The organism is Candidatus Accumulibacter similis, assembly GCA_013347225.1.
Taxonomy (GTDB): Bacteria; Pseudomonadota; Gammaproteobacteria; order Burkholderiales; family Rhodocyclaceae; genus Accumulibacter; species Accumulibacter similis.
The window spans coordinates 3,344,425-3,359,494 of record CP054595.1; the positions used below are offsets into that span (position 1 = coordinate 3,344,425).

General features: G+C 68.7%; 12 protein-coding genes. 5 read left to right on the forward strand and 7 right to left on the reverse strand.

Features of this window, described 5'->3' with window-relative positions; all coding sequences use genetic code 11:
• The first annotated feature begins 142 nt into the window (after positions 1-142).
• Positions 143-1,669 (forward strand): 4-alpha-glucanotransferase, encoded by a 1,527-nt coding sequence (gene malQ / locus HT579_14575; protein QKS30037.1) that lies wholly within the window; start codon positions 143-145, stop codon positions 1,667-1,669.
• A 74-nt stretch (positions 1,670-1,743) separates the two neighbouring features.
• Here the strand turns inward: malQ and HT579_14580 are convergent, their stop codons facing one another.
• The 7 genes from HT579_14580 to HT579_14610 form a co-directional block, all read right to left on the reverse strand.
• Positions 1,744-3,273: a PEP-CTERM sorting domain-containing protein gene (locus HT579_14580; GenBank protein ID QKS30038.1), complete on the reverse strand. Its 1,530-nt coding sequence runs from the start codon at positions 3,271-3,273 to the stop codon at positions 1,744-1,746.
• A gap of 716 nt (positions 3,274-3,989) precedes the next feature.
• Complete coding sequence (locus tag HT579_14585) at positions 3,990-4,379, reverse strand: cupin (protein QKS30039.1); 390 nt, start codon at positions 4,377-4,379, stop codon at positions 3,990-3,992.
• On the reverse strand, positions 4,379-5,557 hold the full coding sequence (locus HT579_14590) for a hypothetical protein (GenBank protein ID QKS30040.1): 1,179 nt from the start codon (positions 5,555-5,557) through the stop codon (positions 4,379-4,381). Before HT579_14590 ends, HT579_14585 begins: the two co-directional genes overlap by 1 nt.
• On the reverse strand, positions 5,550-8,357 hold the full coding sequence (locus tag HT579_14595; GenBank protein QKS30041.1) for an AAA family ATPase: 2,808 nt from the start codon (positions 8,355-8,357) through the stop codon (positions 5,550-5,552). The genes HT579_14590 and HT579_14595 overlap by 8 nt, the downstream gene beginning before the upstream one ends.
• A complete protein-coding gene (locus tag HT579_14600; protein ID QKS30042.1) occupies positions 8,357-8,998 on the reverse strand; it encodes a hypothetical protein in 642 nt (213 codons plus the stop codon). The genes HT579_14595 and HT579_14600 overlap by 1 nt, the downstream gene beginning before the upstream one ends.
• Positions 8,999-9,005: 7 nt before the next feature.
• Positions 9,006-10,310, reverse strand: a complete 1,305-nt coding sequence (locus HT579_14605) for a hypothetical protein (protein QKS30043.1) — start codon at positions 10,308-10,310, stop codon at positions 9,006-9,008.
• Positions 10,307-10,480 carry a hypothetical protein gene (locus HT579_14610; protein QKS30044.1) on the reverse strand — a complete coding sequence of 58 codons (174 nt, stop codon included), beginning with the start codon at positions 10,478-10,480 and terminating at the stop codon, positions 10,307-10,309. The genes HT579_14605 and HT579_14610 overlap by 4 nt, the downstream gene beginning before the upstream one ends.
• A gap of 342 nt (positions 10,481-10,822) precedes the next feature.
• On the opposite strand from HT579_14610, the gene HT579_14615 reads away from it, so the two are divergent.
• From HT579_14615 to HT579_14630, 4 genes are all read left to right on the forward strand, one after another.
• Positions 10,823-11,347, forward strand: a complete 525-nt coding sequence (locus tag HT579_14615) for a DUF2796 domain-containing protein (GenBank protein ID QKS30045.1) — start codon at positions 10,823-10,825, stop codon at positions 11,345-11,347.
• A 4-nt stretch (positions 11,348-11,351) separates the two neighbouring features.
• Complete coding sequence (locus HT579_14620) at positions 11,352-12,065, forward strand: ATP-binding cassette domain-containing protein (GenBank protein QKS30046.1); 714 nt, start codon at positions 11,352-11,354, stop codon at positions 12,063-12,065.
• Positions 12,062-13,324, forward strand: coding sequence for an ABC transporter permease (locus HT579_14625; protein ID QKS30047.1), 1,263 nt, complete (start codon positions 12,062-12,064; stop codon positions 13,322-13,324). The genes HT579_14620 and HT579_14625 overlap by 4 nt, the downstream gene beginning before the upstream one ends.
• A 355-nt stretch (positions 13,325-13,679) precedes the next feature.
• Positions 13,680-14,726 (forward strand): NAD(P)-dependent alcohol dehydrogenase, encoded by a 1,047-nt coding sequence (locus HT579_14630; protein ID QKS30048.1) that lies wholly within the window; start codon positions 13,680-13,682, stop codon positions 14,724-14,726.
• Positions 14,727-15,070: the final 344 nt, after the last annotated feature.

Here is a 15,070-nt window from a genome sequence, read left to right on the forward strand (position 1 = left end):
CCCGGCAACCTGCCGGGTGCACCGCAACCAGGCCAGACCAGGGCAACGCCGACGGTGACCGCGCAGGCCGTTGCAGGTTAGCATTACGGCACTTCAACGCCCCGACCGCGGGCACCGACCGACGACACCGACAAGGACCGGCATGACATCCCTTCCCCGCCGCAACGGCATTCTCCTGCACCCGACCTCACTCCCTGGCGCCCACGGCTGCGGCGATCTCGGCCCGGCAGCCTACCATTTCGTCGACTGGCTGCGCAGCGCCGGCCAGACGCTCTGGCAGGTGCTGCCGCTCGGCAGCGTCGGGCCCGGAAACTCGCCCTACATCAGCCCATCTGCCTTCGCCGGCAACGAACTGCTGATCGACCTCGGCCAGCTGCGCGATCTCGGCTGGCTGAGCGAGGCCGATCTGCGGCCGCTGCCGGTGTTCCCCGCCGACCGGGTCGATTACGACGCCAGCCGACGCTACCGTCTGCCGCGCTTGCGACAGGCGGCCAAGCGCTTTGTCGAACGGCGCGACGCTGCCCAGAACGCTGCCTTCGCCCGCTTCTGCAGCGCTGCCAGTGGCTGGCTGGACGATTACGCACTGTTCATGGCGCTCGACCGCGCCCATGGCGGCGACGGCAGGATGTGGCAGGACTGGCCGGCGACGCTGGCCCGGCGGCAAGCGGATGCACTGCGCGCAGCGCAGGCCGAACACGCCGACGAGATCGCCTTCTGGAAGTTCTGCCAGTGGCGTTTCGCCGAACAGTGGGCGGCGGTCAAGCGCTACGCCAACTCGCATCGCATCGAGATCGTCGGCGACCTGCCCATCTTCGTCGCCGCGCACAGCGCTGATGTGTGGGCCAATCCGGGCCTCTTCGACCTCGACCTGCAGGGTCGTCCGCGCGTCGTCGCCGGCGTGCCGCCGGACTATTTCAGCGCCACCGGACAACGTTGGGGCAATCCGCTCTACCGCTGGTCGGCGCACGCGGCCGAGGGCTACCGCTGGTGGGTCGCACGCATGCGGCAGACGATGAGCCTCTGTGATGTCGTGCGCATCGATCATTTCCGCGGTTTCGAGTCGTTCTGGGAGATTCCCGCCGCCGCCGAGACGGCGATCGACGGCGAGTGGCGACCAGGACCGGGCGAAGCGGTCTTCACCGCCATGCGCCGAGAACTGGGCGACAGTCAGGGGCGCCTGCCGATCATTGCCGAGGATCTCGGGATCATCACCCCGGAAGTGAATGCACTGCGACTGGCGATTGGCCTGCCCGGAATGCGCATCCTGCAGTTCGCTTTCGACGGCGATGCCCGCAACCCCTACCTGCCGCACAACTACGACGCCAATACCGTCATCTACACCGGCACGCATGACAACGATACGACGCGCGGCTGGTGGGAGTCGCTCGGGCATCCCGAGCAGGCGTACGTGCGCGCCTATCTCGGGGTCGAGGCGGAAGCCGACAGCGAGATGCACTGGCAGCTCATCCGCCTCGCGTGTGCTTCGGTTGCGGCGCTCTGCATCATCCCGATGCAGGATGTCCTCGGCCTCGACTCGGCCCACCGGATGAATGAACCGAGCCAGAGCGAAGGCTCCTGGGAATGGCGCTTCAGCTGGCAACAGGTGGCGGACGGGCACGCCCGGCGGTTGGCCGACCTGGCGCGACTCTACGGCCGCCGTCAGGGCTGACGCAGCGGCGGGGCCTGGATCGCGCGCTGCGCGATCAGCCCATGTTGCACGCGCCCACGCCAGACGCTTTCAGCTCAAGCCGATTTGCGCGCGCGCCGCAGCCGGCCGCCCAGCAGCCCCGCCAGCGCCAGCCCGGCCAGCGCCAAGCTGCCGGGTTCCGGCACCGGTGCCAGCCAGAAGACCGAAGTGGTGCTCGAGCCTTCATTCGAAAACGCCAGGTAGTACTGCCCGTCGAGCACATAGCCCTTGAGACCTTCAGGGGCGCGATCACCATTGGAGACCAACAGCCCAACGAAGCTCGTGTTGGCTGGATCGGTGATGTCGAACGCGGCAATCGCCGCCTGCAGCGTACGTTCCAGACCGATGAAGGCGAAGATGCGGCCGTTGATCTCCATCAACTCCACGCCTTCGGGCTCAACGCCCTTGTCACGACTGCGGCCGTCGTCATAAATGCCGGCAGCGATGGCTTCCCGGTCGAGGATCTCGCCACTGTCGTAAACCAGCGTGCCGTTGACGTCGCGGATCGAGAACGAACGCGCGCCGGCAGTGAACAGGTTCCCAGCTGACGACTCGGTGTTCGACACGCGCAGTGCGTTCAGTGGTGGCGCGGCATTCAGGCCTGCCGAGCCGGCGTTCGAGCGATCGCCATCGTCTTCGCGGTAATCGCCTTCGTTGGCCATCACCACGAATGTCTGCCCACCGCGTTCGAAGGTGGCCATGGCATCGGGTTGATAGAGACCCTTGACGTTGACGTTGATCAGGCTGGGTGTGCCGTCGTTCAGGGGATCGATGCGGTTTCCCGGCAGGCTGAAGTCCTTCACGCCGAGGCCGACGATCTGTGCGAAGGACCCGCTCTGGATGTCCAGCACGCCCATTGCGTTGGCCTCCTGCAGCGACACGTAGGCCTTCGTGCCGGCAGCATTGACAGCGATGTACTCCGGCTCGAAGTCCATGCCCGTGTTCGTGCGAATCTGTGTCCCTGTGGTCGCCACACCGGCCAACGTCGCCGTGGCACTGACGCTGCGGCTGGCCATGTCGATGATGCTGACACTTCCCGCCGGATCCAGCGCGGCTGGTCCATACGTGCGTGGGAAGACACCCGGCACCGACGCAAGGGCACCGTAGGTGCTGGGCGTCCCCTCGTTGGCGACCAGGAGCTTGCTGCCATCGGGCGTGAAAGTCAGCATGTCGGGCAAAGCGCCAACGGCAAAGGTATTCGTGCCGGCCAGAAGGCTGCGCGTCGCGGTGTCGAACAGCCGGACATTGCCCGGGTCGGTGCGCAGCGGCGCCTCGAAGGCCATGGCCGCGACACCACCGCGTACGGCCACGCTGTTGATGCTGCCGTAGGCGCGGGTGTCGATCCGCTGCACCAGCGCGCCGGTGCGGGCGTTGAGCACGTCCACACCGCTGACGCCGGCCACCCACAGGGTCTGGCTGGCGCCGTCGAAAGCGACGATCTCGGACAGGTAGCCGCTGGCGGGGTCGTGTGTGTAGGTCCAGGCCTTGCTGTTCAGCGTCGGCGCGGCCAGAGCGGAGAGGCTGACCAGGGGCGCCAGGATGGCACATGCCAGGGCGGGAGTTGTGGGGCGGAAGAGTCGGGGCATGTAGGGTTTCCGGTAGTGGTTGCAGTGGTGCCGCGCGCCCGGAGTGAGGCGACAGGACGAGTGGCACGCGTGGAGGAGCGAGGCCGGGGACAGCCCTGACCTTCCTGCGTGACGTTCATGGAACGAGCGCAAGGCCGATTCTGGGGCGGGCATGTGACCGACAGGTGAACGGGCCGACACGCCACTCCGGGCAGGGCATCCGTCCGTCGCACGGGGCCAAGCGAGCCCGAACCTGTCACGGCGCACCCTCCCGCAAGATTGAGGTCGGCCGTCGATGCCCGCGCACCAACGCCGAGGCTGTCCAGTGCGGCGGCGAGATCCGGGCAAGCAAACCGCCTGCGGTCAGCGATCCACTCATCGTTGCTGTCCTCGAAACGGTTTGCCGGTCAATGAACCTGGGCCATGAAGAGGCGGTACGACTGGGTGCATGTCCTGCTTACCATCTTCTTTCAGCAAGATGTGTGCCAAATATCACGAATGACCGAACTTTCCATTGATAAAACTTGAATTTTTCCGTTCCACTGACTTCCACTGACTGTCAGCACGGGCGTTCCGGGAATCGTGTGTAAAATTTTTCGACACTCGTCTGCCGTAGAACTCCCCTCTTCTTGCCGGACGTGATCCCTGCCACACACCACCATGTCGACGGGATGGTCAATCCTCATTGTTGCCTTTCGCGGCAAGGTTCAGGACCGACGGCGGTACCGGAAGGCCATTCATGCGCTCGGCGATCCGGCAGCCCCGACTGGCGGCGGGCCTTCGTCGTCGTAGAACACCGCCAGCCAGATCGTCAGGCGATCGGGCGCCGTCCGCTCGATGCGGTGGCGACGGTGTGCGGCGATGTCCAGCCAGTCACCGGCCTGCAGGCGGCGCGCCTCGTCTTCGTCGGCGAAGCGCAGCAGCGCCTCGCCCTGCAGCAGCAGCACCCATTCCGCCTCCGGCTGGTCGTACCAGAAGCCGGGCGGGCTCGCCTGGCCGCTCGAGACGATGCGCTCGATGACCAGACCACGTCGCCGCAGGAGCTGCACGAACTCCTCGCTGGTCTCGCCGATCGGCGGCAGCGCGGCGAAGAGGCTGCCCGCCGTCGCGCCCGGCTGCGACGACATCACAGATAGCCCTCCTGCTCCCCCTTCTCGCCGAGTTCGTCGAGCGCCGCCGCGAGTCCCGCGAGCGTCGCCGGCAATCCTGCGGCGCGCAGCCGCTCGAGCTGCCGGCGATCGGCTTCGGTCAGCGGCTTGCGTTGCGGCAGGCCGCGCAACCGCTCGGCGGCCATTTCCGGCGCCTGCCAGGCAAGACCCGCGGCCTCCCAGATGCGTCCGGCCTCGAGCGCGATGGCGATGCCGGCCGGGTCGGGGTCGCAGGCGATGTCGGCCGCTGCCGGCGCGTACGCAAGCAGCCGCGCCATCGCCGTCCGCCACCAGCCCGGCGGGAAACCGGGCAGCCAGACGACGCCGTCGCCCAACTGGCGCCGGCGGGCGACGCGCTCGAAGCTGCTGCGGTTCTCGACCAGTCGCCAGCAGCGCAGGCCGCCATCGACGTGCACGGTGGCGGCAACCGTCGCCGGTGTCAGGCCGATCCAGTCGGCCGAGACATCGAGTGCGAGGCTGCCCGGGCGGCGCCCGCGCGCCTGCAGGTGCAGCAGCAGCGGTGCGGCAACCAGGAGTTGCGGCGTATGGCCGCAGATGCCGAAAGCGGCCAGGTCGCAGTGCTCGCCGAGCCAGTTCCACTCGGCTTCACTGATGCTTTTCGTGTCGTTACGGGCAAACCAGGCGAAATCGCGCCGCGTTCCGCTGCGCTCTTCGGCGTGCCAACACTCGAGCCGTTCGAGCAGCGACAGGCGGCGCAGCGCGCGTGCCGGCGGCAGCGCGGCAAGTGTCCCGGCAGCGGCGAGCAGTTCCGGATGCACGAAGTGCATGTGCTCGGTGCCCTCCCAGGCCTGCCGTGCAGCCTGCGGATCGGGCAGGCCAAGCGCCGTCAGCAACGCTCCGCGATCGACGATCTCGACCTTGCTCGGCCACCAGGCCTGCCCGCGCAGCTCTTCGCTGACCACCGCCCAGCCGGCCTGCACGAGCCACTCGAGCAGCGCCTGCGCCAGCGGATAGGCCTTGCCGGCATCGCCCGCGAGAGTCTCCCAGCGACTGTTGCCGCCGCGCCGGAGCCAGCGCGCCAGCAGTTGGCGGCGCTCGGCCGGCAGGGTGTCGGGGGCCAGTCGCGGACCCTCGAAACGGCGCCGGCGCCGCCGCCACGGCGGGCCGTCGCCGAGCGACTCGATCCGCTCAGGCATTTCCGGCAGGCGTTGCCAGATCGGCCGCCTGTCGCACGAGGACCCCGACGCGACTTGCCCAGCGCTCGTCGGGACGCTTCTTGGCGGTGACCAGGGTGATCGCCGCCGGGTCGTAGACGCCGACATTGTGCGTCACCGGCGTCGTCAGCAGGTACTGCGCGCGGGTCGCCCTGAGGAATGCACTGACGCGCTCGATGTTCATGATGTCGAGGTGGGCAAAGGGCTCGTCGATGAAGACGAAGCCGCCCGGATGCGCTTCCTCCATCATCAGCCCGACGAGCAGGACCAGCGACTTGACGACCTGCTGGCCTCCGGAGGCATCCGAATCGTTCATTCCCATCAGGCCCTTGGCATCGAACTCGAAGCGGACGACCAGCGCCGCCTGCGCCAGCGAACTCTCGTCGGCAGCCAGCGGCGGCAGTTCGACTTCGACACGGACGCCGGCCATCTCGCCGAGCAGGCGCAGGTTCTTCGCATAGCGGCTGGCGGTGTGGCGCAGGACCTTGACGTACTCGCTGCGTGCGGCATCGGTCTGCGCGCGCGCCATGTCGTTGTCGCGGCGACGGTCGCTGACCTCGCGCTGCTGGCGTTGCAGGCTGTCGCGCAGGTTGTCGCGCAGGGCGACGACGGTGGCATCGGTCTCCCAGGATTCCTGCGCAAAGCGGCGCTCGATCTCGGCGAGACGGCGGTCGATCGCGCGTACGTCGCCCCACTGCTCGGCCAGCGCCTGGTTGCCTGCTGTCTCCTGCCAGGCGAGCGGCAACTCGCGGCGTTGCCGGCGCAGCCGGCGCAGACGTTCCGCCTGCTCGCGCCGGCCGGCGAGATTCTCGAGACCGGGCAGGCTGCTGCGCAGAGCGGCGATCTGACTGGCGATGGCGGTCTCGGCAAGCTGCGCCGCGCGCAGCGCCTCTTCCGACTCCTGACGTGCCTGGCGAGCGCCCTGTGCCGCGCGGGCGGCGCTCCGGTGCGCCTCGTCGGCTCGCTGCAGTGCATTGCCGGCTTCGGCAAACTCGCCGGCGCGAGCCGCCAGGTCGCGCCGCGCGTCGCTGCCGGAAAGACGCTGGCGCCGGGCAGCGATGTCGCGCTCGACCTCGTGCAGGCGCTGTCGCAACGGCGCCAGGTCATTCTCGAGCTCGCCCTGACGCTGGCGCAATGCGGCCATCCGGGCCTGCCCAAAGCGTGGCAGCCCGGGTGCGGCGTGCCGGCCACCACGCCGCTCGCGCAGGTAGCCCTGGCGGCTGACCCAGTCCTGACCGCGCGGCAGGCGGGCGCCGACGGCGGCGTCCTCGACACGCTGGGTGCGCTGCAGGACGTGGACCAACCACTCCGGCACCGGCCCGGTCAGCCGCAGCACCTCGAGCAGCGAGCCCGCTCCGGCTGCGTGGACGGCGACGGTTTCCGGAACCACATAGTGGCGGTAATGCAGGCGCTCGCCGAGAACGAAGGCCTCTTCGGCCTGCTGCGGGTCGTCGAGCAGAACGATGTGCGCGAACGGAGCGAGGACGGCTTCGATGGCATTCGACCAGCCCTCATCGGTGATCTCGAGCCGCTCGGCGAGCAGCGAGTGGCCGATGCCGGCGCCATGCAGCGCCGCGCGGAAACGGCTGACGTCCGCCGGGTCGGCGCGCCGGCCGGCGCTCAGGTTGCGCAGCAGTTCGGCGACCTGTGCCAGTTCGCCACTGCCGGCCGCCAACTGCAGGCGCAAGTCATCGCGGTCGGCTTCGGCCCGTTCGAGCGCCTCCTGGTCGGCGAGCGGATCGCCGCCCTCGACACGCGCCGCCGCGAGCAGGCGCTGACGCTCCTCGAGCCGGGTCAGCCAGCGGGTTCTCTCGGCATTGGCCTGGTTGAGCGCCGCGTTCGCCACCTGCTCGGCCGTCTCGGCAGCCAGCCGGGCCGCGACGCCTGCGAGCATGGCCTGTTGTCGCAACGGCAGTTCGTCGCCGCGCGCCCGCAGCTCGTCGCGTACTCGCCGCCAGTCACGGCGGGTTGCCGCCAACTGGCGACGGGCACCGCGGATCGATTCGTTGAGCGAATGGAACTCGAGCCGTGGCCGCGTCTCGGCGGCCAGCGCCTGCCTTTCGCTGGCCAGAGCCTGCCACTCGAGGTGACGGTTCACCTTCTGCTCGAAGCGTTCGAGTTCGTTGGCCAGCCGCGACTCCTCACCCTGCATCGCCTTCAGCTCGGCGTTCACCAGTTCCTGGTGCGCGCGCGCCTCGGCATAGCGGTCGAGCGTCTCCTTGTCGCCAAAGACCTGGAAGACGAGGTCGAGCAGTTCCCTGCCGGAGAGTTCGCAGAGCTTGTCGGTCTGCCCCTGCTCGAGCGACAGCACCCGCGCCAGCGCCGGCGTCAGCCCGGCCTGGTGCAGCAGTTGCCGCCAGTCGCGGACCCCGTACTCGGTGCCTTCGGTCTCGATGCGCTCGATCGCCACATCGCCCGCTGCGAGGAAATAGACCCGCGCCCAGTCGCCGCCCTTGCGCTCGATGCGGCACGCCAGCGTCACCTGTTCCTCCTGGTGTGGCGGCCAGAAGGGGCGCCGATGGTTGGGCAGCCGACGATTGTCGACGACCGCGCGCAGCCAGGCGAAGTCCTCGCCGTTGCGCCGCACGTAGCGCTTGTAGTCGCGCTTGCGGCTGCCGTGCCCGGAGCACTCGAGCGCCAGCAGCGTGCGCAGCGCATCGAGCAGCGTCGTCTTGCCCGAACCGTTGGGGCCGACGATGGTGACGATGGGCGCCGCCAGCGGGATCTCGAGCCGCTGCCAGTAGTCCCAGTGGACGAGTTCGAGCTTCTCGAAACGGAACATCAGGCCTCCTCGGCCGACCGCTGGCGCAGCAGATCGCCGAGCGCGCCCTGCAGGATGCGCGGCGCCAGTTCCGCGTAGTCGAGGGCCAGGTCGAGCAGCGGACCCTCGTGAATCATCCCCAGCCGACGCTCGATGAATCCGAGCCGGTTGAGCGTCGGCAACATGAACTGCCGGACGCGTGCCTTGCCCCCGAGCAGCTTGCCGTAGTCTTCGAGCAGCGCGCTTTCGGCGACGACGCCGGAGACCGCCGCGCTGTCGCGGTCGACCGGCCGCGAGGCACCGAAGAGGTCGCTCTGGCCCTGGCTCTCGAGACTGTCGCGGCTGATCTGGCGCTCGCGCTTGGGCAGGATGATCAGCGCCCAGAGCAGCACCAGCAGCGCCACGACATCGCGCGACAGGCCGATGTTGCTCGCCTGCCAGTCCTTGTCGGTTTCGAAGACGGCGCTCTCGGCGGCGCGGTCGACACCGATCGCGACATGCGCCGCATATGGATGGTCGAGGAGCCGCAGTCCGCAGGCGGCCAGCCGCGCCTCGACCTCGCCGCGCAGACCGGCATCGACCAGCAGGCGGCAGACGCCGGGATCGCTGCGTGGCAGGCTGCGACGGGCAAGAAGGCGGGCGATCAATGGTGCAGCTTCCATGTGCGGCTCATCCAGGCAGGTTTCGGAGCAGGTCCGGCAGCGGCGCGATGCAGCCGGGCGTGATCGCCGCCACCTCGGCGCGGTTGACCGCCGCCAACTCCCCTGCCGCCGCCTCGGCCGACCACAGCAGTTGCACCGGCAGCGCCGCCAATGGCGCCAGGTCGGATGGCGCCTTGTCCTCGCCAAGGAAAGGCAGCAGCGAAAGGCGGTAGGACGCCGACCGGAAACTGCCGCCGACGACCACGTCTGCAACCGGGATCGCGCTGTCGAGGTGCAGCAACGCCTGCAGGAGGGCAGCGAGCTCGGGCGGTGGTTCGACCGGCAACTCGCGCGTCGTCGCCACCGCCGCCGGTGGCGGCAGGCTCGAACGACGGCGATCCGGGTGCTGGCGGTCGATCAGTTCGGCCTCGGCGATGTCGAGCATCACATCCTGCAGCGCGAACACCGGCTCCGGGACGATGCGCAGGGCGCCGTCGGCCAGCGCCGCCACCTGCTCGAGCTCGAGTCCCTTCAGCCACGCGGCGACGTCCGACGACGACAGCCCGCCCTGCGACAGGTGGACACGCTGGCGGGCGATCGCCGCCAGTTCGCGCTGGAAGACGGAAGTCATGCGCATGATCCGCGACTGCCGCGAACCGATCTCCTGCGCCAGCCGCCAGGTGGCGTCGTCGAAGCCCTCTTCCGAGAGGCTGGCGAGGATGGCGGTGCCCTTCTCCATCCATTTCCACACCGATTGCAGGCGCGCCTGCGCGGCGACGAGGCGGAACTCGGAGCCGGAAGCGACGGCGGCGGCGAACTGCGCTTCCAGCTCGGCCAGGCGCGCCAGCAGGTGGCGCAGGGTGTCCGCGGACAGGCGACCGACGGCACCGCCGGCAGCCACCTGCGAAGCGAGAAAGCCGAGTTCGGCATCCTCCTCGGCGGCGAACTGCAGCATCAGGTCGATCGCCGCCAGCGCCATGCGGCCGCTTGGCGCCAGATGATACAACCGCTGCTCGCCGTCCCAGATCAGCAGTTCGTGTTCGCGCAAGCGCTTGAGCACCGTGTCGAGCTTGACCGGGTCGAGCCAGACGAACTGCTCCTCGAGTTCGCGCGGCGACCAGAAGGGTGACTCGGCGCGCGTACCGATTCCCTTGAGGACCGACAGGCGGATCAGCACCTCGTCGTCACCGCCGCGAAAGAGGGCGACGAAAGCCGCCAGCAAGGGCCGTGCCGAGAGCAGCGGAAAGAGCGACGGGACGTCCTCGGCAACGACACCGACAGCGAGGAACTCGGCCAATGACGAGTTGGGCGATCTGCTGGCGTACTGGCTCACGACGGCACCGCGCCAGCAGCCAGTTGTGCCCCGGCAGGCGCCGCCGCCAGTGCCGCTCTCCGTCCCGCCACCCGCTTGCGACCGACGGCGGCACCCGTCGGCCGCGGGTCGTCGCCAGCGGCGGCGCAGCGGCGCGGCCGGCGGTGAAAAGGCAGCAGGATCAGCCACATGCTTTGCATCCTTGTTCGCGAGACACCCCGAGCCTTGCGGCGCCCGTCGCCGATGAAGCCACGGCGCCGGCAAGCGACGGCAGTCGCTCCCTGCTCTGGCGGCGCTGCTGCTGATGCCGGCTCCCTGCGGCTGTCAGCGACGCCGCAGCCGGCCGCGAGTCGAGGAGGCCGATTATCGCCCAATTCGGTGCCACGCGCCCGCGCTGGCGGCCAGTCGGCCGCCGGACCGACGGCCGACGCGCCACCTCGCTGGCGCCGGCCGGCAGCGCGGCACCCAGACGCAATCCTGTTGCATTTACAATGAGGTTGTGCTTCAATCCGGCCGTCACCCGGAGGCCTCGAATGAAGACATCTGCCCTGCCCTGCCTGCTCGCCGCCATCTGTGTGCTGCCTCTGCCGGCCCTGGCCGGCAGGAGCGCTGCGCACGTTCATGGGGTGGCCAGCCTGCAGGTCGCCATTGACGGCGGCACGCTCACGCTGCAGTTCGAGACGCCGCTCGCGAATCTCCTCGGCTTCGAGCACGCACCGCGAAGCGAAAAGCAGAAGCAGGCGGTGCGACTCATGGCCGACCGACTGCGCCAGGCTGGCGCTGTCTTCACGCCGTCGCCGGCAGCCCGCTGCAGCGCGATCTCCGTCGAACTCGAGTCGCCGCTGTTGCAGCCGTCGCCGCAGTCCGGCGACGATGCCCATGCCGACCTCGACGGCAGCTTCGTCTTCCGCTGCCAGGATCCTGCAGCACTGCGCGACCTCGAAGTCGGCCTCTTTGCGAGCTTCCCCAGACTGCAGCGGATCGACGTGCAGGTCGCCGGACCACGCGGGCAGTCCGCCGCCCGTCTGTCGCCGCAGCAGCGGCGCGTCTCCTGGTAGGGACATGCCGGCGACGGTCATCCAGATCAGGGATCTGCGCTTCCGCTGGGCCAACGACGCGGGCTTCTGCCTCGACATTCCCCTCTTCGAAGCGCAAGCGGGCGAACGCATCTTTCTCCACGGCCCGAGCGGCAGCGGCAAGAGCACCCTGCTCGGGTTGCTCGGTGGCGTCCTCGTACCCGAACGCGGCCGCCTGCAGCTGCTCGGCAGCGATCTGACGCAGCTCCGGCCGGCAGCCCGTGACCGTTTCCGGGCCGACCACGTCGGCTTCATCTTTCAGCAGTTCAACCTCGTCCCCTATCTTTCGCTGGTCGACAACGTCCTCCTGGCGTGCCGCTTTTCGGCCCGCCGGCTGGCGTGGGCGACGGCTGCCGGCAACACGCCGGCAACCGAGGCGCGCCGCCTGCTGGCACAACTGGACCTCGACCCATCACTGCACGGGCGTCAGGTCACCCGCCTGAGCGTCGGCCAGCAGCAGCGGGTCGCCGCGGCCCGCGCGCTGATCGGGCAGCCCGAGATCGTCATCGCCGATGAGCCGACCTCGGCGCTCGATGCCGAGCGACAGGGTGCGTTCCTCGAACTGCTGCGAGACGAGTGCGAGCGCAGCGGCAGCACCCTGCTTTTCGTCAGCCACGACCGCCGGCTGGCGGCTGGTTTCGACCGCGAGCTGTCGTTGAGCGCGCTCGGCGCCACGGGCAGCGGCGAGGTCACGCAATGAAGTGGCTGCTCATGCTGGCCGTGCGCAGCGCCTGCAACCGGCGCCTGACGCTCGGCATGACGCTGGTCGCCGTCGCCCTCAGCGTCACCCTGCTGCTCGGCGTCGAGCGCGTTCGCCACGAAGCGCGCAACAGCTTCGCGCTGTCGGTCTCCGGGACCGACCTCGTCGTCGGCGCCCGCACCAGCGCCGTCCAACTGATGCTCTACGCCGTCTTCCGCCTCGGCGAGGCGAGCAACAACATCCGCTGGCAGAGCTACCTGACGGTTGCGGAGAATCCGGCCGTGGCCTGGGCCATCCCGCTGTCGCTCGGCGATTCGCATCACGGCCTGCCGGTGCTCGGCACGACCACAGCCTATTTCGAGCATTTCCGCTACGGCGACGGGCAACCGCTGACGTTCGCCGCCGGCGCGCCGTTCTCCGGTCCCTTCGACACGGTGCTCGGCGCCGAGGTGGCGGAAAGGCTCGGCTACAGCCTCGGTGACAGCATCGTCATCAACCACGGGATGGGCGACGTCAGTCTCGCCGGGCATGACGACAAGCCGTTCACGGTGGTCGGCATCCTCGCGCGTACCGGTACACCCGTCGACCGCACGCTGCATGTCAGCCTGGAAGCGATCACCGCCATCCATCTCGACTGGGCAGGTGGCGCACCGCTGCCGGGGCTGTCGATCCCGCCCGAACACGTGCGCAAGTTCGACCTCCGGCCCAAGGAGATCACCGCTGCGCTGGTCGGGCTGAAGAACCGCGCCGCGGTGTTCCGGGTGCAGCGCCAGATCAACAACCACGCCGACGAGCCGCTGCTGGCGGTGCTGCCCGGCGTTGCCCTCGACCAGCTCTGGCAGATGGTCGGCCTTGTCGAACGAACGCTGCTGGCGGTTTCGGCGATGGTCGTTGTCGTCGGCCTCGCCGGCCTCGTCGCGGTCATCCTGGCCAGCCTCGGCGAACGCCGCCGCGAGCTCGCCATCCTGCGCTCGGTGGGCGCCCGGCCCGGCGAACTGTTCCTCCTGCTGAGCGCCGAGGCGCTTTTCGTCACTCTTCTCGGCGCTCTCCTCGGCGTCGCGCTGCTGGCTCTGCTGACCGCACTGCTCGCGCCGCTCGTGCAGGCGCACTTCGGTCTCTCGCTGCAGGCGCAGTGGGTTTCCGCCGACGAACTGCGGCTGCTGGCGGCCGTCGTCGCTGCCGGCCTGCTGGCGAGTCTGGTCCCCGGCTATTCAGCCTATCGCCTCTCGCTCGCCGACGGGCTGACGCCACGGATCTGAGCCGAGGCACCGCCAACGACCGCCGTCGACCACCGACGCCTGACGGAGTGGACACCGAGCACGCCACGTGGCGCAGCATGTCCGACCATCCTGGCCGAGGCAGCGCCAGGACGCACCGAAGATCGGGCCCATCCCGCGGGCTGCTGCGGGCTGTCCAGGGCGCACAGTCGGCCCCGATCCCCGCTGCCGAGCCGGGCCGATCCTCTGAAGTTCCTGCCTGATCTGCCGACGGCTCCGCGCCGCATTCGCAACCGCGGCATTGGCGTACCATTGGCAGCGCTCGGCCACGGCACCTCGAGTCCTGGTCACGAGCGGCAAGACCTGTCTGCCCAATGTCCAGAGGAAGGATTCAGCGATGATCAAGACCAAAGCATACGCGGCCCACAGCAGCACGGGCGCGCTGGCACCCTTTGAACTGCACCGCCGCAACCCGGGCGCGGAGGATGTGCAGATCGAGATTCTGTATTGCGGTGTTTGCCACTCGGATCTGCACACCGCTCGCGGCGAGTGGCACAACACCCAATACCCCTGTGTCCCCGGGCACGAGATCGTCGGCCGCGTCGTCGCCGTCGGTGATGGTGTCCGCGGCTTCAAGGTCGGTGATCTGGCCGGCGTCGGCTGCATGATCGACAGTTGTGGCCATTGCCATTCCTGCCATGAGGGTGACGAGCAATACTGCGAAAACGGTTTCACTGGAACCTACAACGGTCCGGTGTTCGGCGGCGAGAATACCTTCGGCGGCTATTCGCGAACGATCGTCGTCAAGGAGTCCTTTGTCCTGCATGTCAGGCACGACGAGAAGGATCTGGCACGTGTCGCCCCCCTCCTCTGCGCCGGGATCACGACCTACTCGCCGCTGCGCCATTGGGGCGCCGGACCGGGCAGAAAGGTCGGCATCGTCGGTCTCGGAGGACTCGGCCACATGGGGGTCAAGATCGCGCACGCACTCGGCGCCCACGTCGTCCTGTTCACCACCTCACCCGGCAAGAGCGACGACGGCAAGCAGCTTGGCGCCGATGTTGTGTGCATTTCCACCAGCCCCGAACAGATGGCTGCACAGGCCAACCAACTGGATTTCATCCTGAACACGGTGGCGGCGCCGCACGACCTCGACGCCTATCTGCAACTGCTCAAGCGCGACGGCACGATGGCACTGGTCGGCGCCCCGGCGGAGCCACACCCGCCGTCGAATGTCTTCAACCTGATCTTCAAGCGCCGCCGCATCGCCGGCTCGCTGATCGGCGGCATCAAAGAGACGCAGGAGATGCTCGATTTCTGCGCCGACCATCAGATCCTTTCCGACGTCGAGACGATCCCGATTGATTACATCAATACGGCGTACGAGCGGATGCTGAAGAGCGACGTCAAGTACCGATTCGTGATTGACATGGCGAGCCTGTAATCAGAGGCCCTGATGGCACCGCCGCCGGGCGCCGGCCGCCCATGCCGGCGTCCATCGCCTGCCCGCGCGCCCCGACAGGCTCGCACGCCATGCGAAGCACCTCGGACGCGCCCACACGGTGCGAACCAGCCTGATCGACCGCGGCGCCCGTTGCGCGTCTGCCGTGGCAGCCACAACGACTGTCGCGGACGCGTGATCTTTATCGTGTCTTTACACGCGGTTCACCGCCTTTTCGACCATCTTGATGGTCACCGGCCTAGCATTCCGTTTGTCAACACCCTGACTGGAGGAATGCAATGGATGTCGTCTATCTGACCGCGCTGGCCCTGCTGTTCGGGCTTGTC